Origin of the sequence: Anaerosporobacter faecicola, assembly GCF_012070565.1 — a bacterium.
In the GTDB taxonomy this organism is placed as follows: domain Bacteria; phylum Bacillota; class Clostridia; order Lachnospirales; family Lachnospiraceae; genus Anaerosporobacter; species Anaerosporobacter faecicola.
Genome location: NZ_JAAQRO010000006.1, coordinates 63,891 through 82,481, shown reverse-complemented (window position 1 = coordinate 82,481; position 18,591 = coordinate 63,891). Strand labels below are relative to the sequence as shown.

At 37.6% G+C, this 18,591-nt stretch carries 18 protein-coding genes; 17 read left to right on the top strand and 1 reads right to left on the bottom strand.

Annotated elements, in window-relative coordinates; genetic code table 11:
* The first annotated feature begins 16 nt into the window (after nt 1–16).
* The 16 genes from HBB17_RS02755 (at nt 17) to HBB17_RS02680 (ending at nt 16,454) form a co-directional block, all read left to right on the top strand.
* Nucleotides 17–622: a PadR family transcriptional regulator gene (locus tag HBB17_RS02755; RefSeq protein WP_167955568.1), complete on the top strand. Its 606-nt coding sequence runs from the start codon at nt 17–19 to the stop codon at nt 620–622.
* Between the two features lie 81 nt (nt 623–703).
* Nucleotides 704–1,093 (top strand): hypothetical protein, encoded by a 390-nt coding sequence (locus HBB17_RS02750; RefSeq protein ID WP_167955566.1) that lies wholly within the window; start codon nt 704–706, stop codon nt 1,091–1,093.
* Nucleotides 1,094–1,351: 258 nt separating this feature from the next.
* Complete coding sequence (locus HBB17_RS02745) at nt 1,352–2,131, top strand: prolipoprotein diacylglyceryl transferase (RefSeq protein WP_167955564.1); 780 nt, start codon at nt 1,352–1,354, stop codon at nt 2,129–2,131.
* A gap of 241 nt (nt 2,132–2,372) precedes the next feature.
* Nucleotides 2,373–3,089, top strand: a complete 717-nt coding sequence (locus HBB17_RS02740; RefSeq protein WP_207717315.1) for an epoxyqueuosine reductase — start codon at nt 2,373–2,375, stop codon at nt 3,087–3,089.
* Nucleotides 3,090–3,201: 112 nt separating this feature from the next.
* Nucleotides 3,202–4,029 (top strand): endonuclease VIII, encoded by an 828-nt coding sequence (locus HBB17_RS02735; protein WP_167955562.1) that lies wholly within the window; start codon nt 3,202–3,204, stop codon nt 4,027–4,029.
* 654 nt (nt 4,030–4,683) lie between these two features.
* Nucleotides 4,684–6,141, top strand: a complete 1,458-nt coding sequence (gene trpE, locus HBB17_RS02730; protein WP_167955560.1) for an anthranilate synthase component I — start codon at nt 4,684–4,686, stop codon at nt 6,139–6,141.
* Between the two features lie 14 nt (nt 6,142–6,155).
* Nucleotides 6,156–6,728, top strand: coding sequence for an anthranilate synthase component II (locus HBB17_RS02725; protein WP_167955558.1), 573 nt, complete (start codon nt 6,156–6,158; stop codon nt 6,726–6,728).
* A gap of 13 nt (nt 6,729–6,741) precedes the next feature.
* Nucleotides 6,742–7,752, top strand: a complete 1,011-nt coding sequence (gene trpD / locus HBB17_RS02720; protein WP_167955556.1) for an anthranilate phosphoribosyltransferase — start codon at nt 6,742–6,744, stop codon at nt 7,750–7,752.
* A 17-nt stretch (nt 7,753–7,769) separates the two neighbouring features.
* Nucleotides 7,770–8,564, top strand: coding sequence for an indole-3-glycerol phosphate synthase TrpC (gene trpC, locus HBB17_RS02715; protein ID WP_167955554.1), 795 nt, complete (start codon nt 7,770–7,772; stop codon nt 8,562–8,564).
* Between the two features lie 5 nt (nt 8,565–8,569).
* On the top strand, nt 8,570–9,196 hold the full coding sequence (locus tag HBB17_RS02710; protein WP_167955552.1) for a phosphoribosylanthranilate isomerase: 627 nt from the start codon (nt 8,570–8,572) through the stop codon (nt 9,194–9,196).
* Nucleotides 9,197–9,298: 102 nt separating this feature from the next.
* The gene (gene trpB, locus HBB17_RS02705; RefSeq protein ID WP_167955550.1) at nt 9,299–10,483 is read left to right on the top strand and encodes a tryptophan synthase subunit beta; all 1,185 of its coding nucleotides are present in this window, start codon (nt 9,299–9,301) and stop codon (nt 10,481–10,483) included.
* Nucleotides 10,476–11,246 (top strand): tryptophan synthase subunit alpha, encoded by a 771-nt coding sequence (gene trpA, locus HBB17_RS02700; protein ID WP_167955548.1) that lies wholly within the window; start codon nt 10,476–10,478, stop codon nt 11,244–11,246. The genes trpB and trpA overlap by 8 nt, the downstream gene beginning before the upstream one ends.
* Before the next feature lie 350 nt (nt 11,247–11,596).
* The gene (locus HBB17_RS02695) at nt 11,597–11,734 is read left to right on the top strand and encodes a hypothetical protein (RefSeq protein WP_167955546.1); all 138 of its coding nucleotides are present in this window, start codon (nt 11,597–11,599) and stop codon (nt 11,732–11,734) included.
* A gap of 116 nt (nt 11,735–11,850) precedes the next feature.
* Entirely contained in the window at nt 11,851–13,242 is a 1,392-nt protein-coding gene (gene aspS, locus HBB17_RS02690) for an aspartate--tRNA(Asn) ligase (protein ID WP_238483657.1), read from the top strand.
* A 290-nt stretch (nt 13,243–13,532) separates the two neighbouring features.
* Nucleotides 13,533–14,933: an MBOAT family O-acyltransferase gene (locus tag HBB17_RS02685; RefSeq protein ID WP_238483656.1), complete on the top strand. Its 1,401-nt coding sequence runs from the start codon at nt 13,533–13,535 to the stop codon at nt 14,931–14,933.
* Between the two features lie 75 nt (nt 14,934–15,008).
* Nucleotides 15,009–16,454 carry a DHHW family protein gene (locus HBB17_RS02680; protein WP_167955542.1) on the top strand — a complete coding sequence of 482 codons (1,446 nt, stop codon included), beginning with the start codon at nt 15,009–15,011 and terminating at the stop codon, nt 16,452–16,454.
* Nucleotides 16,455–16,466: 12 nt separating this feature from the next.
* Here HBB17_RS02680 and ymfI read toward each other — a convergent pair whose 3' ends face one another.
* Nucleotides 16,467–17,198: an elongation factor P 5-aminopentanone reductase gene (gene ymfI, locus HBB17_RS02675; RefSeq protein ID WP_167955540.1), complete on the bottom strand. Its 732-nt coding sequence runs from the start codon at nt 17,196–17,198 to the stop codon at nt 16,467–16,469.
* Nucleotides 17,199–17,423: 225 nt separating this feature from the next.
* Here ymfI and HBB17_RS02670 point away from each other — a divergent pair, with 225 nt between their 5' ends.
* Entirely contained in the window at nt 17,424–18,566 is a 1,143-nt protein-coding gene (locus HBB17_RS02670) for a LytR C-terminal domain-containing protein (protein ID WP_167955538.1), read from the top strand.
* The last annotated feature ends 25 nt before the right edge of the window (nt 18,567–18,591 follow it).

Here is an 18,591-nt window from a genome sequence, read left to right as displayed (position 1 = left end):
AAGAGGAGAAGTAAAGATGGAAAAGATTATTCTGGGATTACTGATGCTGCGAGGCATGTCTGCATATGATCTGAAGAGAGCAATTTGCAGAAATTTTGATACAATGTGTAGCAATAGTTCAGGAAGTATTCATACAGCAATACGTAAATTATTGGAGAAGGGCTGTATTGCATATCAGGAAAAGGAAAAGAAAAAGCTTTATTATATTACAGAACTGGGGAGAGAAGAATTTTTACAATGGTTGGGGCATCCAATGGACTACACAAAAGTAAAGAATATGGAGTTGAGCAAGGTGTATTTTCTTGGGCTTGCACCAAAAGAAAAAAGGAAAGAGTTAATTAGGGAGTATATAACAGATCTTCAAGAGGCGTATGATCAGTTACGGGGGTTATGGAAACTTACTACGGAGAATACAGAGATGATATTAGCACAGGCAAGAGATACCATGCAACAGGATGAATGGAATGGAGAGGGTATAAAGAAAATATGTGATAATCGTACATTACAGGAACTAACGGAGGAAATCTATCAGTATCAAATGGAAATATTGAAGTACGGGATGGACTCAATCTGTTTTGAAATAGAATGGTACCATAAGTTGTATGAGAGATGTAAAGAGTAGGAGTAGGGAAGATAACACAAAGAAGAGAACAAAGAATATTACAAAGAAAAAACACAAAAAACAAAGAAGGGAGTTTTACATATGTCAAAAAAAACATGTGGAATAATTGCAATAATTGCAGATTTACTTATAACGTTAATTGAGGTGTTCGTTATTGCAAAAGTAATTCCATACACGGTCATTGGAGGAGGACGTCTGTCAAGTTATGAAAAGGCTGTCCCATTAGCGGGATTTAGCATTGTTGTACAGGTTATATTAGCATTTGCGATTGCGATATCTTCAGGAATAATAGAACATGTTCGATGCAAAAAAGTAACTGACTGGGTTTTACGAATCTTTACTATTTATTTTAGTATTAATATAATTATGAACCTTATGGGAAAGACCTGGTTTGAAAAGTTGGTTGGTAGTACCGTTTGTGTAATTCAGATTATCTGCTTTATTCGAATCTTAAGAAAATCGAATCGTTAAAGTATTACAGTTAATGTTTTTGGAAGGCAATGGTGCATCAAGTGCTTACTGGTTATAAGTGGAGAACGAAGAAAACTATAGAAATTACCAAACCGATCGTTTATAGGGAATGCATACTCATAAGAAATGTGATATAATGGCAATGTTATAATGCTAGGGTGATAAGGAGTTTATCCAGACATTATAAGAGTTAGAATATATCAAAATATCGCCGTGATGTGAAAGAGAAGCATGCGCTGAAAAACGAAGGAGATTACTATGTTAAAAGATATCGTAACCATTGGTGGTCTTACGATTCATGGTTATGGATTAATGATAGCCATTGGGTTCTTATTAGCTGTTTTGGTTGCAATGTACCGTGCCAAACGATATGGATTGGAACAAGAGATCATTATAGATATTGCATTGATAGCAATTATTGGCGGATTTATTGGAGCAAAATTGTTATTCGTAATTGTAAGCTTCAAAGACTTCTTGGAAAATCCATTGGAAGTACTAGGTTCAGAAGGATTTGTTGTATATGGAGGAATCATATCTGGAGTTTTATTATGTATGTTCTACTGCATACATAAAAAAGTAAGATTTTCAAGTTATTTTGATATTGTTATGCCTTCCATATCCATTGCCCAAGGGTTTGGACGTATTGGTTGTTTTATGGCAGGTTGTTGTTATGGTAGTGAAACCGATTGTTTCTTAGGTGTGGAATTCCCTGCAAATAGTATGGCACCAACTGGTGTAAAACTATTACCAACGCAGTTATTTTCCGCAGCAGGGGATTTTGTTATTGCCGGAGTGTTGATTCTATTTGCGAAGAAAGCAAAATACAAAGGGGATACCGCGGCAATGTATCTTGCACTTTATGGAATTGGACGGTTTCTTATTGAATTCCTGCGAGATGATGAACGTGGAGCAGTTGGTTTCCTATCAACATCTCAATTCATCTCCATATTCTTTGTGATTATTGCAGTAATCTTATTCATTGCGAATAAAAAGAAGGGACTACCTGCTGACCGTATTGTAGAGAAGACAATGGAATAAAGAAATAAAAGCTGGCTTGTCGTGAATAATTTTATATTATCCTACACGAAGGTCAGCTTTTGTTATGTGTTGCGGAGATAAAGGTTGCAAAACAAATGTATTATTACCAAGTAAAGATTGAAGAATAGGGGAAAAGATTCGATATATATGACACAGGGTGTCAGGTTTATATGGTATACTATTTTATATCAGGTTCCGTTTTTGTAGGAGTCTATAAACGAAATAGAAGGGGGGATATAGAATGGTAGAAACGAGGAATAATACAGATATTGATGCTAGTTATGTGAAAGAAACGTTAAAGGAATTAGGAGCAGATCTATGTGGTATAGCAAGTATGGATCGTTTTGATGAAGCACCAAAAGGGTTTCATCCAAGAGATGTTTTACCAAGTTGTGAATCCGTTATTGTATTTGCCAAGCGCTTTTTGTCAGGAACATTAGCATGTAACACAACAATCCCTTATACGATTGTACGGAATGTGTTATCGGATCGTATGGATAAGATGGCAGTCGACTTTTGTACAATTATGGAGGAGAAGGGGATTCTAGCTGTTCCTACGGGAACAAATGGACCAAGTGAATATGATGAAGTAACGGGGCGACATCGTAACATTGTATCAGGAAAACATTGCGCACAGGCAGCAGGTTTGGGTGTGATTGGGAGAAATACATTGCTGTTGACGCCAGAATACGGCAATATGGTTTGGTTAAGTGTCATCTTAACAGAAGCAAAGCTAGAAGCAGATCCACTTTGTAAGGAGCCGATTTGTAACGATTGCAATTTATGCGTGGAAGCTTGCCCTGCATCCGCCCTGCAATCGCAGGAAATGAACCAAATGGCGTGTTGGAATTATGCATTTGGATCGGTTGGAGAGGGAGACTGGCGGATCAAATGTCATACATGTAGAGATATCTGTCCATTTTGCTTGGGGACGAAGAATGCTCAGTTTAGACGCTAAGTTAGATATAATGTGGATTTGCAAAATTAGAATATCCCACAATGTAAGACTATGTACATAAAAGACTATTCAAGGGGAGTATCTTTTATAGAGAGGCAAGGTGATATTATTTATGTTAGAAATCGCAGAAAGCTATACTATAGCAGAACAAATGAGAAAATCACTGGTAGGAAAGATTGTAAGTGAGATTGTTGTACTGCATAGTCCTCACAAGTTTATGTGGTTCTGGGGAGAGCGGGAAACGTTTGAAGAACTTTTAGAAGGAAAGCAAGTAACAGGTGCGAAGCAATATGGAGGAATTATTGAACTGGAATTAGAGACGGTTCGAGTTACATTTTCTGACGGAGCGTATCCTCGCTACTATGATAATTCGAAGAAATTTCCAAAGAAGCATCAGTTTATGATGATCTTTGATGATGATACAGCTATTAGTGTATCGGTTCAGATGTATGGTGCAGTGGGAATATTCGAAGAAGGAACCTATGATGGAGACTATTATATCGGTTCAAAGGAAAAACCTTCTCCATTAGATGATCGCTTTACATATGCGTATTTTAAACAGATCTATAACCAATCAGGGGGGAAAAAAGTGTCTGCAAAAGCCTTCTTAGGAACTCAACAACGTTTCCCCGGAATTGGAAATGGAACCTTGCAGGATATTCTCTACCATGCTGGACTTCACCCAAAATGCGACATGGCAACGGTTTCTGAGGAAGAATTAAAGAAATTATATACCTGTCTACGTGATACAGTGAAAGAGATGTGCCAGAAAGGTGGACGAGATACAGAAAAGGACCTTTTTGGAGTTGAAGGAACATACCAAACGTGGCTTAGTAAGAAAACAGTCTGGACACCATGTCCGCAATGTGGATATGAACTGCACAAAGGAAGTTATCTTGGAGGAACAATTTATTATTGTGAACATTGTCAAAGAATGTAGTAAAAGAGTAATCAAAAACGGTAACGTTTTATTCTGAGTTTTGTATAATAATGTATGTGTTAATTTATGAATTTGAATTGTCTAACAAATGTATTCAAAACAAAGGATTCAACGGAACATAGCAACCGGCGCTTGTCAGAAAAGCACGAAAAACTTTAGAATATTAACTCTTTACATTGGAAAAGAAAATTTTTAGAAAACCAATTGACATTTCCTATCAGTTGTGTATAATATAACTCAATTACCAATTCAAAACTAAATATGGTTGAAACCGTTGAGGTGGAGATAAAAATGAAAGATGCGCTTACAGAGAGTGAGGGAGGGTGAGAGCCTTACAGAGATGCAGTTCATTAAATGGACCACCGAGGGCATGGTGAAAAGAGTAGTTACTCCTAGTATTCCATGACGTGTGGGCATACGTCAGTTGCCGGGAATATGATAGTATTTCGCTAAGTGTGTGGGAAACCATGAACTCAAGGTGGCACCGCGGTATAATGTAATTATAACCGTCCTTGATTATTGTATATGCAATAATCAGGGGCGTTTTTTTATACTTTTTTATGGATCTTTAGGTCTTGTCCCCTTTGATTACACTCTCCTCATAGCGAGATGGAGCAACGTAATAATTAACCAGTATAAGAAAGGAAGGAAAGTATGATTACAATAACGCAGGCAAAGGAATGTGCAAAAGGATTTCAAGTCGTTCCCATCTATACGGAAATTTTAGCAGATGTACGCACACCAATTGAAGTATTACAAGCGCTAAAGAAAGTAAGCAGGCACTGTTACCTACTTGAGAGTGTAGAAAATCAGGAAATCTGGGGGAGATATACGTATCTTGGATATGATCCAAAGATGGAAATTACCTGTAAAGACGGAATGATCCATATTAGGAATGAACAGAAAGAGAAAATGGAAAAAGGAGATCCTGGAGAATGTATTAAGAGGATACTCAGTCAATATACCAGTCCAAGAATTGAGGAGCTACCAACGTTTACAGGAGGATTGGTTGGATATTTTGCTTATGATTATGCCAAATACAAGGAACCAAAATTGAAAATGACTGCCAATGATGAAGAACAGTTTTGTGATGTGGATCTTATGTTATTCGACAAAGTCATAGCATTTGATAATGTGAAACAGAAGATATATGTAATTGCCAATGCAAATGTAGCAAATCTAGAAGAGGATTATACCAGATGTGAAAAAGAACTAAATGAAATGGTGAACCTAATCAAGACCGGAGATAAATTAATGGAAGCACCAGGGAGGAAAACATCAGAATTTGTTCCACTGTTTTCAAAAGATGCATACTGCGAGATGGTGGAGAAGGCAAAACGGTATATCTATGAAGGGGATATCTTTCAAGTGGTACTGTCTAATCGATTAGAAGCAAATTATGAAGGCAGCTTACTTAATGCTTATCGTTATCTTCGTACGACGAATCCTTCTCCATATATGTTTTATTTTAGTAGTGATGATATGGAAGTGGCAGGAGCATCACCGGAGACTTTGGTGAAATTGGAACAGGGGACCTTGCATACTTTCCCTTTGGCCGGAACGAGACCAAGAGGAAAAAGTTTGAAAGAAGATGCGATGTTAGAGAAAGAATTACTAGCAGATGAGAAAGAACGAGCAGAACACAATATGTTAGTGGATCTAGGACGCAATGATCTAGGAAAGATCAGTAAGTTTGGTTCGGTACAAGTGGAGAAATATATGGAGATTCAGCGATTCTCCCATGTGATGCATATTGGTTCCACTGTAGCCTCAACGATACAGGAACCATTTAGCAATATTGATGCCATCGATGCCGTATTGCCAGCAGGAACCTTATCAGGAGCTCCTAAGATTCGAGCAATGGAGATTATTAATGAACTAGAGGATAACAAACGTGGTATCTATGGAGGAGCCATTGGATATCTGGATTTTACAGGAAATATGGATACTTGCATTGCTATACGGATTGCCTATAAGAAGAACGGGAAAGTATTTATACGTTCAGGTGCTGGAATTGTAGCAGACAGTGTACCGGAAAAGGAATTTATGGAATGTATGAATAAGGCAAGAGCGGTGATTAATGCAATAGAAGAAGGGCAGAAGAAAATCTAGTGAGGAGGGGTAGTATGATCGTATTGATCGATAATTATGATAGTTTTTCTTATAATCTATATCAATTAATTGGAACACTTGATTCAGAAATCTGTGTAATACGAAATGATGAAAGAACGGTTGAGGAGATTGCACATATGAAACCTTCTCATATTATTGTTTCTCCTGGACCTGGTAGACCAGAAGATGCAGGAATCTGTAGAAAAGTAATTCGTTACTTCACAGGCAAGGTACCAATCCTTGGCGTATGTCTTGGACATCAGGCAATCTGTCAGGAATTCGGAGCAACCATTTCCTATGCAGAGCATCTAATGCATGGGAAACAATCAGAGATTGAAGTAGAGCAAAGCTGTAAGATTTTTAAGGATTTACCAAAACAACTTCTCGTTGCAAGGTACCATTCTTTAATAGCCGTAGAAGATACTATTCCGGAGGAACTCATAATTCTTGCAAAAACCAAAGAAAACGAAGTTATGGCAGTAAAACATAAGAAGTTTGATACGTACGGACTTCAATTTCATCCAGAGTCCATATTAACGCCACAGGGAATGACTATGATTCGTAATTTTTTAGATATTAAAAGTTGAGAGGAGAAGGAATATGATCAAAGAAGCAATTGCATTACTGGCTAAGAAGGAAAATCTAACGGAAGAAATGACAGAAGCTGTTATGAATGAGATTATGACAAATGAAGCAACCGATGCCCAGAAGTCGTCATTCTTAACGGCAATGGCAATGAAAGGGGAGACAATCGAGGAGATTACTGCTGCAGCAAGAGTCATGCGAAAGCATTGTGAACGTTTCCTCAATGACCTAGATGTATTAGAAATTGTAGGTACAGGTGGAGATGGTTCGAATACCTTTAATATCTCTACCTTAGCGTCGATCGTGGTATCGGCAACGGGAATCCCAGTTGCCAAGCATGGAAACCGTGCGGCATCTAGCAAATGTGGAACAGCTGACTGTTTGGAAGCGTTAGGTGTGAAGATTGACCTTGAACCGGAAAAGAGCGCCATGCTATTGAAAGAGATCAATATGTGCTTTCTATTTGCACAAAAGTATCATACAGCAATGCGTTTTGTCGGTCCTGTTCGAAAAGAAATGGGGATCCGAACATTGTTCAATGTATTAGGACCACTAGCGAATCCAGCGGGAGCTAGTATGCAGCTATTGGGCGTCTATAGTGCAGATTTGGTAGAACCTCTTGCACATGTTTTACAAAACCTTGGGGTTAAGAAGGCAATGGTTGTTTATGGAGAAGACAGCATTGATGAGATTTCCATGAGTGCCCCAACAAAAGTCTGTGAGTTTAAGAAGGATGGTTTTCGTTCCTATACAATCACGCCAGAACAGTTTGGCTTTACGAGATGTAAAAAAGAAGAGCTGGTTGGTGGAGAACCCGCAGAGAATGCAGACATTGCAAGGGCAATATTAAATGGAGAGAAAGGTCCAAAGACGGATGCGGTCATTCTTAATGCAGGGGCAGCCATCTATGTTGCTACCGATGATTTGACTATGGACGAAGCTATAGAGAAAGCAAAACAAACAATTGCAAGTGGAGCAGCGAAAGCGCAATTAGAACAATTTATTACGTTAAGTCAAACAATATAACAAGGAGGGAGTATACATTGACTATATTAGAAGAGATTGCGCAAAAGGCAATGATTCGAGTAAGAGAGCAAAAGAAAACAATCCCCCTAGAAACAATGAAACAACTGGCACTTGCCTGTGTTATTCAAGAAAATGGAGATATATTTGAAAAGGCATTGCGAAAAGAAGGGTTATCCTTCATCTGCGAGGTAAAAAAAGCATCTCCATCAAAAGGATTAATCTCAAGTACATTTCCCTATCTAGAGATTGCCAAGGATTATGAAGCAGCAGGAGCCAGTGCCATATCAGTATTAACAGAACCAGATTACTTTCAGGGAAAGAATGTATATCTGACGGAGATTTCTAAGACGGTTTCTCTACCAATTTTACGAAAAGATTTCACAGTAGATGCATACCAGATTTATGAAGCAAAGGTAATTGGAGCAAGTGCAATCTTACTAATATGTTCGATCCTAACAGATCAACAATTACTTGAATATAGGCAATTAGCGGAATCCTTACATCTAGCGGCACTGGTAGAAGTTCATGATGAGGAGGAAGTCAAACGTGCTCTACAAGCAGGTGTAAGTATTCTTGGTGTGAATAACAGAAATTTGAAGACCTTTCAGGTAGATATGCACAATAGTATACGATTAAGAAATAAGGTACCATCGGATATTTTATTTGTTTCCGAGAGTGGGATTAGGACAGAAGAAGATGTGAAGGAATTAGTTGCAAATGGTGTAGATGGTGTATTGATAGGAGAGGCAATGATGACTTCTTCCAATCGAAGAAGAAAATTAACAGAATTCATACAAAGTAGTAGGAGCTGAGGAATTTGTCAACAACGAAGATAAAGATTTGTGGATTACGTCGTCAAGAAGACGTGGAGTATGTGAATAACTATAAACCGGATTACATAGGATTTGTATTTGCCAAAAGCAAACGACAAGTTACAGCACAACAGGCAGAACAACTGCGGAAAGCGTTAGATCCAACCATCCTTTCTGTTGGTGTTTTTGTGAATCAACCTGTTGAACAGGTAGCGAATTTATTGAATCGAGATGTCATTCAATATGCGCAGCTACATGGAGAGGAAGACCAGACATATATTGATTGTCTACGAAAGCTGCTAAAGACTGAACAGAAAGGAATCATCAAAGCAGTTCGTGTGAAAGATGCAGAAGATATCAAAAGAGCGCAGGACTACGATTGTGAATATCTATTGTTGGATACCTATTCGGTGGATTGTGAAGGGGGGAATGGTAAGACCTTTGACTGGAATCTGATTCATCAGATGAAGAAACCTTTCTTTTTAGCTGGTGGAATTACGGTATCCAATGTGGAAGAAGCAATTGCAAGAGTTCAGCCATATGGCATAGACGCAAGTAGTGGATTAGAAACCAATGGGTACAAAGAGGAAGAAAAGATTAAACAATTTGTGGAGATTATTCGAACCTGTTGATTAGTGGACGAACATGACATTTGCAATATATACAACTGCGTTATGCGCTTATGGTTGCCTAGTTAATACGACATATTATTATAGAAGAAAAGGAGTCGAAAGATGAGTAAAGGGAGATTTGGGATTCATGGTGGACAGTATGTTCCTGAGACATTAATGAATGAGTTGATCAAAATTGAGAAAGAGTATGAGTTTTACAAGAATGATGAAGCTTTTCAAAAGGAATTATCAACATTATTAAATGAATATGCAGGAAGACCTTCCCTCTTATATTATGCAGAAAAAATGACAAAAGATTTGGGCGGAGCGAAGATCTATTTTAAGAGAGAGGATCTGAATCACACAGGCTCCCATAAGATCAATAATGTACTGGGGCAGGCATTATTGGCGAAGAAGATGGGAAAGAAGAGGATCATTGCGGAAACCGGAGCGGGGCAGCATGGCGTTGCAACAGCGACAGCAGCTGCACTTCTTGATTTGGATTGTGAGATTTTTATGGGAAAAGAAGACACCGTTCGCCAAGCGCTTAACGTATATCGTATGGAACTATTGGGGGCACGTGTTCACCCTGTTACAACAGGAACCATGACATTAAAAGATGCAGTAAATGACTGTATGAGAGAATGGACAAATCGAGTAGATGATACGTTATATGTTCTGGGATCTGTAATGGGGCCACATCCATTTCCAACGATGGTTCGAGATTTCCAAAGTGTTATTAGTAGAGAAGCGAAAGAGCAGATTTTAGCAGCAGAGGGGAAACTTCCTGACGTGGTTATGGCTTGCTGCGGGGGTGGCAGTAACTCTATGGGAATGTTCTATCACTTTATCAAAGATAAAAACGTTCAATTAATAGGTTGTGAAGCAGCTGGGCATGGGATTCATACAAAAGAAACTGCGGCAACCATTGCTACAGGTACCGAAGGAATCTTCCATGGAATGAAATCTTATTTTTGTCAAGATGAATATGGCCAGATTGCACCGGTATACTCTATATCAGCGGGCTTAGATTATCCGGGAATTGGACCGGAACATGCCTATCTTCATGATGCAGGAAGAGCACAATATGTACCGATTACTGATGATGAAGCTGTAAAAGCATTTGAATACATAGCGAAACAGGAAGGAATCATTGCAGCAATTGAAAGCTGCCATGCAGTAGCGCATGTAATGAAAATTGCACCAAAAATGAAAAAAGACCAGATCATCATCTGCTGTTTGTCTGGTCGTGGAGATAAGGATGTAGCTGCAATTGCTAGATATAGGGGGGGTGATTTACATGAGTAGAATTGGAAAAGCATTTGAGAAAAAAAAGGTATTTATCGGTTTTGTAACGGCAGGTGATCCTTCCTTAGACAAGACAGAGGAATTTATTCTTGAAATGGAACGGGCAGGAGCTGGCTTGGTGGAGATAGGAATTCCGTTTTCAGATCCCATTGCAGAAGGGTCCGTTATACAGGAAGCGAATATACGTGCACTTAATGCAGGCTGCACGACCGATCGGGTATTTGATATGGTAGCTTCTCTGCGTCAGAAGACGGAAATCCCATTGGTGTTTCTAACATACCTAAATCCTATCTTCCGTTATGGAAAAGAGCGATTTTGCAAACGTTGTCAGGCAGTAGGGATTGATGGACTAATTATTCCAGATATGCCATTTGAAGAAAAAGAAGAATTGGCGTCAATTACAAAAGAATATGGAATCAAACTTGTTTCCATGATTGCACCTACTTCGGGAGATCGAATTGAAATGATTGCAAAAGAATCAGAAGGATTCTTATATGTAGTATCCTCCATGGGAGTAACAGGTGTGCGAAATGAAATCAAGACCAATGTAGGGGAGATTGTAGAAAGAATTCGTAGAGTTACGAATACTCCTGTTGCAATTGGATTTGGTATTCATACAAAAGAACAGGTTAAGGAATACTGCACTCTTGCAGATGGTATAATTATTGGAAGTGCAATTACTAAGCTCATAGCGAGATACGGAGAGGATGCAGGTAAAGAAATCTACACTTACGTTAACGAAAGACAGCAATTTTGCTCTTAGTAACTTGCTTGACAGAACTATACTTGGTAATCTAGTAGAGTTTTACCATCTGGATCTTAACAAGTTGCACAGGAAGGAATACAATCTTCCTGTGCAACTACCTTGTGGAAGATTAACAAGAAGCTTTCAAGTTTTAGACAAACCAATATCTTAGGTGGGGATAGGAATAAGCAAAAGGTGAGCAATATGGAAGGACGGCGTCATAATGGGAAGACTAGTTGAAGATATTGACAAAGAATAGGAACAGTGGTAAATTATGAAATAGAATCGTAAGAAAAGCAAGTACATCAAATTTATGAAAGAGGACAAACATATGAGATACATATCAATTCAACAGATGAATAAGGACGATGATCGTTAGCGTTTGTAGCTGTGAAACCACACAGGTACAAACGCTTTTGGTGTTGTACCTGTGTGGAGAAATCTTGTTGAATGAATGGATTGATCAATATAGAGAAACCGCACTGGTAATTGTAACAGATTACTGATGCGGTTTTTTTCGTGTATTCGATTGGAAGGTGGTGATCATATGAGGCATATAGACGATGCCTGCAGAGATTCTATGCAAAGGTTGCATAGAAATCACGAAAGGTAGGAAAACAATATGAATGAAAAAAATATGAATGAAAAAAATATAAATAGAAACAAACAAATTATGATCAAACAGAATTGGAATGCAGTTACTGGTAAATTAAGCAGCTATACAGTAGAGCCAGAAGATATGGAAAATAGAATTGGTGAGCGAGTTAAGGTCCATGGAAGTATCTATAAAATTCGTAAAATGAGTGGTTTTGCATTTGTCCTGCTACGGACAAAGAGGACAGTGATCCAGTGTGTGTATAGTGAAGAATATGCGAAGTTCCCACTTTCCCTGCTCCGAGAAGAAGCTACCGTTATCATGACAGCTGATGTGGTAAAGGAGGAACGTAGCAGAAGTGGATATGAACTACGATTGGTTGGGGTTGAGGTATTATCCACACCAGAGGAAGAACTTCCTATTGTTATTCATAATAAGAAAGTAGATACCTCTATAGAAAATCTCCTAGATTACCGTCCAATTACCTTGCGTAATGAAAAAGAGAGAGCAATCTTTAAAATCCAAGAGGGAATCTGTCGAGGAATAAGAAATTATCTATATAACAATCAATTTACAGAAATTCATACACCAAAGATTGTCTATGCTGGAGCGGAAGGGGGAGCTAATATCTTTCAATTAAAGTATTTTGAGAAAGATGCATATCTGGCACAGAGTCCACAGTTTTATAAGCAAATGATGGTAGGTGTTTACGAGAGAGTGTTCGAGATAGCACCTGTATTTCGCGCAGAAAAACACGATACAAGCAGACATCTGAATGAGTATACCAGTGTGGATTTTGAAATGGGGTATATCAAAGATTTCAAAGAGATCATGGAGATGGAGACTGGAATGATACAAGCGGTATTTGCAGAACTGCAGAAGAACTATACAGGAGAGATAGAACTGTTAAAAGTTAATATTCCAGAAGCGATATCAATTCCAACCATCCCATTTCATGAAGCAAAAGAGTGGGTAGCAAAAGAGTATGGACGAACGATACGTGATTATGATGATTTTGAACCAGAAGAAGAAAAATTATTGTGTGAGCTAGTACACAAACAGTGGGGAAGTGAATTGATCTTTGTTACACACTATCCAACAAAAAAACGTCCATTCTATGCGATGGAAGACCCTGAGAATCCTGATGTGACCTTAAGTTTTGACCTCCTTTTCCGCGGACTAGAAGTTACCACAGGAGGGCAGAGAATACACAATTATCATGAACAGATTGCGAAGATGAAGAAGCGAAATATGGATGTAGAAGCCTTTGAAAGTTATCTGATGATGCACAAATACGCGATGCCACCTCATGGAGGATTGGGGCTTGGACTTGAGCGGTTAACGAGCTGTTTACTTGAACTAGATAATGTACGTAGAGGAACATTATTCCCAAGAGATATTCATCGCTTGGTGCCTTAATACTTATTTAAAATACTACATTGGCGAATAAGCAGAATAGAGTAGAGGTCTTGCGTTTCATATAAGTATAAAACACAATACTTTATTATTCTTGTAGCATAAAATGAGAAAAGATGAAATATGTTAATAAGAGGGGAGAATGGTAATATATTTACTGTTTCCCCCTCTTGTTTTATGTTGTATATTTTGTTATATTTTTTACTTAGGCGACATTAATGTAGAATTTTGTATTTAACGAGTATTGATATTAGAAAAGGGGTAGAACGATGGTATTTTCTAGTTTGATTTTTATGTTTTTATTTTTACCATTGTCGTTAATCGCGTATTATTTTAGTAGGAACAAGAATTGGGTCTTACTGATCAGTTCCTTAATCTTCTATTCATTTGGTGGTTTAAAATTAATCTATGTGTTAATTGGAATGACTGTAATAAGTTATATTGGCGGATTATTAATTGATGCGAGTCATCGTAGACCGATACGTAGAATGTGGCTTTGGGGAACGGTTACTTTACTATTGATGATCTTAGTGTTCTTTAAATATACGAATTTCTTTATTGATTTATTGCGAAATCTTACAAAAGGAGATTTTCAAAGAATTGATCTAGTGCTTCCTATTGGTATATCCTTTTATACATTTCAATTGCTATCTTATGTAGTTGATGTATATCGAGAGGATTGTGAGGTACAGGAATCTTTCCCAAAACTATTGTTGTATGCCAGTTTGTTTCATCAATGCATTGCTGGACCAATTGTCCGTTATCAAGAGATTGCAAGACAGATTGACAATCGGATGGTAACGACTGAGATGGTGAATCAAGGAATTACACGTTTTAGCGTGGGACTAGCCAAAAAAGCTGTATTTGCCAACCATTTGGCGGCACTTGCGGATACTTTGCTACCAGATAAACTAGAGAATTTATCTACATCTAGCGTAACCGGTTTATGGTTTGGTGTGTTATTTTATATGCTTCAAATATATATGGACTTTTCTGCTTATTCGGATATGGCAATTGGTCTAGGAAAAATGGTGGGATTTACTTACCGAGAGAATTTTAGATATCCATATATGGCAAAATCCATAAGTGAGTTCTGGAGAAGATGGCATATTTCTTTAGGAAGTTTTTTCAGAGACTATGTATATATTCCACTTGGTGGAAATCGTTTGGGATTAGGACGAACTATATTGAATCTCATAATCGTATGGGCATTAACAGGATTCTGGCATGGAGCAGCAGTAAACTATATTCTGTGGGGATTGTATTTCTGTGTATTTATCATAGTAGAAAAGATTTTCTTTTCAAAGAGGGTAAGCAAACGAGGAAAAGGAATCTCTCATATTTATACATTGGTGGTTGTTTATTTTGGATGGCTATTGTTCCGATACACAGATCTGAATCTGATGTTGCAGATCGGGAAAAGCATGTTTGGAGCAGGCAATCTTGTGGGGATCGATCTTCGAACAATGCTATTACTTAAGAACAATTGTTTCTTTATTATAGCAGCCATAGTTGGTTCTACAGGTCTGATTCGATTCATCAATGAGTGGTTGATCGAATGGGGCATTCGACACAGATGGGTAATGAATCTAGTAATGATAGCAAATGTGGCAGTTATACCAATTCTCTTACTTCTTTCGGTTATGTCGTTGGTTGGAAATAGTTATAACCCGTTTATTTATTATCAGTTTTAATGAAAATGTTTTAATTGTTAGGCAATAGATTGTTGTAATTACTGCATGTAGCAATCGTTTTGAAGGAGTGAGTTTATGGACCAAAGGGAAAAGTGGAAATTGTTTCAGAAAATACGAATTGTGGTATTCTTTGTATGCTTGTTTGGTGGCATGCTCCTAGGCGCCATATATGTTCTACGTCCCAACTTTTCAAAAGTAGAAAATCGTAAATTAGAAGAGTTCCCTTCCTTTCAAATAGCAAAGTTGTGGAGCGGGGAGTACTTTGATAAATTGACAACATGGTATGCAGATACGTATCCATTTCGAGAAAAACTCCTTACGTTAAATGATACACTAGAAGAAGGATATGGATTACAAGAGGAACAGATTACAGGGGATGCCATTTTAGCAGATGAGATTCCAACAGTTGATGGGGAATGGATAGATAATGTGGAAGTGGAAGAAAAAGAGGAATCTGTGGGAGAAGATCCAGTTGAAAAAGAAGAGGAATCTGTGGGAGAGAGTCCGGTTGAAAAAGAAGAGGATTTAATCGAAGAAGAGTCGATTGAAAAAGAAGATGGGACAGGAGAAGGAGATGCTACTGAAAAGGTAGAAGACCCTACCATCAGTAAGAAGGACATTACGGCTGGAGAGACATTTGGTAGTGTATATGTAACAAAAGAGCGTGCGTTCAGTTTGTATTATTTTAGCTTAAAATCTGCTAATAATTATGCAAAAGCAATTAATTCTGTTGCAAAGCAGTTAGATGGTGTTGCTACCGTATATGATTTGTTGGCACCTACAAGTGTAGGAATTTACTTAGATGAAGAAAAAAGTAAACTGGTAGGAACAAGTAACCAGAAAGATGCATTTTCCTATATTTATTCAAAATTAAGTAAAAAGGTTGTACCTGTCGATGTTTATGATGCAATTAAGGAGCATGCAGATGAATACATTTACTTTCGAACAGATCACCATTGGACAGCTTTGGGAGCATATTATGCGTATGAGAAATTCTGTGAGGATAAAGGAATTCAACCGAATACCCTAGATCAATTTGAAAAACATAAGTATAAGAACTTTTTGGGATCATATTATGCTGCGTCCAATCAATCAAAAATACTAAAAAAGAAGAAGGATACCATTGAAACCTATGTCCCAATGGGAACCAATACAATGAAGTTCATTGACAGGAATGGTGAGGAGCATACATGGCCGATTGTAAATGATGTTTCAAAATATGCAAACAATGCAAAATATAGCACATTTGCAGCAGGTGATAATCCATATGCAACCATTACCAATTCAAAAAGTAAGACCAAAGATAGTTGTATTGTCATTAAAGAATCTTATGGGAATGCGATGATTCCATTTTTAGTGGATCATTATCGGAAAATCTATATTATTGATTACCGTTACTATGAAGGAAATATCATTTCCTTGGTAAAGAAAAAGAAGATCAAAGATGTAATTTTTATTAATAATGCGGAAGCGATTAATAATCAAGTAGTTGATCGGATAAAGAAGATTAGTAAAAAATAAAATAGGAGCCTGTTATAACCAGGCTCCATCAAATGGAATTACTTGCCCTGTAAGATAGGAATTGCCTGTGGCAATTGCGAAAACGAACTCTGCTACATCAGTAGGGCTTGCAAAGCGTCCACTTGGAATTTCGGATTCTAGTGCTTCGCGATCATCTTGGGATAGAAATTGATTCATTTGGGTATCGATTGTTCCGCATGCAATGGCATTTACTTGAACATTACTTGGTGCCAGTTCCTTTGCCAATGCTTTGGTGAAGGAATTGATACCACCTTTGGTTGCAGAATAAGCTACTTCACATGAAGCGCCTGCTATTCCCCACACAGAGGAGATATTAATGATCCGACCTGACTTTTGATGTACCATGGAAGGGATAACTGCCTTTGAGCAAAGAAAAACACTAGTTAGATTGGCAGTTAAAATTGTATTCCAATCGGTGAGAGAAAGATCGCTGAGCAAACCAATCATAGATATACCAGCATTGTTGATCAATACATCAATATGACCAAATGCTTCAAGTGCCTGCTTACAGAAACACAGTGCATGTTCTTCTTCTCCCATATTTCCTACATATGATATACATCGAACACCATAGGAGAGAATCTCTTCTTCCACTTCTTTTAATAAAGCCGCATTGGATTGACAGCTTATGGCAACATGATAACCTGCTTTTGCAAAGTATAGAGCAGTTGCTCTGCCAATACCCCTTGACGCCCCGGTAACAATGACGGTTTTTGCAATCATGTAAAATCCTCCTTCATCTATATAATGATTACAACTATTGTAATGACTCTTTTGAAAATTTGCAAGGAACATGAAGAAAATTCCATAGTTGATAGTTTTTACGGTATCTGCTATACTACTTTGTGTACGAAAGGGAAAAGAAACCAAGAATTGTAGAAAATATTAGTGAAATTGCATGAAAGGAATTGCTATAGTTTTGTTATGCTTTAGCAAAGGAAATGAGTTATGAAACGAAATAAACACGTACAGGCATTTGTAAGAGGTTTTGTTCGAACAGGCTGTATGATGATACTTATGTTTATTGTTGGTTTTGCATCGTATAAGATCACATTGGGAATATACAAACTAACACATAAAGATGCTTCCCCATCTGCTACGACTACGACGATGGCAAGTGACGGAGTTGCAGATAATATTTGCAGGAACTTAATCTATATAGCAGATGAAGAAGATAATATAGAGGGAGCTGTAGTGGAAATTCTGAATACGTATACGTATAATTTGGATTATGTTACAATCCCCGTTAATGCTAATTTTACATTATCAACGGAATTATATCAGAAGTTATATGCGAAAGATGCGCAAATTCCGCAGATTATATCATTAGAAAAGCTAAATGCTTTTTTTGATAATTCTACCAGGTTCGGATACGGGAAGCTGATCATAAATGAATTGTTAGGTAATGAATTAAGTTGTTACACGATTATTGATAAAGAAACGGCGGAATCTATTTTTAATACAGAAGAAAAAACAATGGTACTTGGAGATGGGGAATCATTGGAAGGAACTGTTTATACGATAAAAGACAGTTTGATTACAACTATTGGGGAAGAAGAATCCTTGTCCATGAAGGAATATCTTGCTCGATTTTACGAAGTGGCAAAGTCGAACTTGTCGTTGGAATCCAAACAAAAATACGCATCTACTTACAAGAATGTAAATCCAGATTACATTTACTATTATATTCTACCAGGAATACATGAGGGAGATACGTATAGTGTGGACGAAGAAAAGACCCAGCAATTGATTCAACAGTTAATTGCCAATGAGGCTTATACAATAACACAGGAAGAAGCATCAACAGTTGAGCCAATCTCGTCGATAGGACATGCCATTTCCTTATTGAATGGAAGCAAAATTACAGGATTGGCAAGCAAATACAGTTCGATTATTCAAAATGCTGGATTTACCGTTGGTGAAATCGGTAATTATACAGATACTGTTTTAGAAGAAACAAAAATTATAGTAAATCAAGAAGGACTTGGTTTGGATTTGGTTTCATTGTTTCAAGCTGCCACAGTTGAAGTGGGAGAAGTACCAGTAGGATATGATATACAGATCATATTAGGAGTTTCAGAGAATAGATAGGAATAACCGTTAACAATCACGATTT

Excerpts from the sequence above, each read along its gene's own strand:
- HBB17_RS02755 (WP_167955568.1), top strand. The coding sequence starts at position 17 with ATGGAAAAGATTATTCTGGGATTACTGATGCTGCGAGGCATGTCTGCA.
- HBB17_RS02750 (WP_167955566.1), top strand. The coding sequence starts at position 704 with ATGTCAAAAAAAACATGTGGAATAATTGCAATAATTGCAGATTTACTT.
- HBB17_RS02745 (WP_167955564.1), top strand. The coding sequence starts at position 1,352 with ATGTTAAAAGATATCGTAACCATTGGTGGTCTTACGATTCATGGTTAT.
- HBB17_RS02740 (WP_207717315.1), top strand. The coding sequence starts at position 2,373 with ATGGTAGAAACGAGGAATAATACAGATATTGATGCTAGTTATGTGAAA.
- HBB17_RS02735 (WP_167955562.1), top strand. The coding sequence starts at position 3,202 with ATGTTAGAAATCGCAGAAAGCTATACTATAGCAGAACAAATGAGAAAA.
- trpE (WP_167955560.1), top strand. The coding sequence starts at position 4,684 with ATGATTACAATAACGCAGGCAAAGGAATGTGCAAAAGGATTTCAAGTC.
- HBB17_RS02725 (WP_167955558.1), top strand. The coding sequence starts at position 6,156 with ATGATCGTATTGATCGATAATTATGATAGTTTTTCTTATAATCTATAT.
- trpD (WP_167955556.1), top strand. The coding sequence starts at position 6,742 with ATGATCAAAGAAGCAATTGCATTACTGGCTAAGAAGGAAAATCTAACG.
- trpB (WP_167955550.1), top strand. The coding sequence starts at position 9,299 with ATGAGTAAAGGGAGATTTGGGATTCATGGTGGACAGTATGTTCCTGAG.
- trpA (WP_167955548.1), top strand. The coding sequence starts at position 10,476 with ATGAGTAGAATTGGAAAAGCATTTGAGAAAAAAAAGGTATTTATCGGT.
- HBB17_RS02695 (WP_167955546.1), top strand. The coding sequence starts at position 11,597 with ATGATCGTTAGCGTTTGTAGCTGTGAAACCACACAGGTACAAACGCTT.
- aspS (WP_238483657.1), top strand. The coding sequence starts at position 11,851 with ATGAATGAAAAAAATATGAATGAAAAAAATATAAATAGAAACAAACAA.
- HBB17_RS02685 (WP_238483656.1), top strand. The coding sequence starts at position 13,533 with ATGTTTTTATTTTTACCATTGTCGTTAATCGCGTATTATTTTAGTAGG.
- HBB17_RS02680 (WP_167955542.1), top strand. The coding sequence starts at position 15,009 with ATGGACCAAAGGGAAAAGTGGAAATTGTTTCAGAAAATACGAATTGTG.
- ymfI (WP_167955540.1), bottom strand. The coding sequence starts at position 17,198 with ATGATTGCAAAAACCGTCATTGTTACCGGGGCGTCAAGGGGTATTGGC.
- HBB17_RS02670 (WP_167955538.1), top strand. The coding sequence starts at position 17,424 with ATGAAACGAAATAAACACGTACAGGCATTTGTAAGAGGTTTTGTTCGA.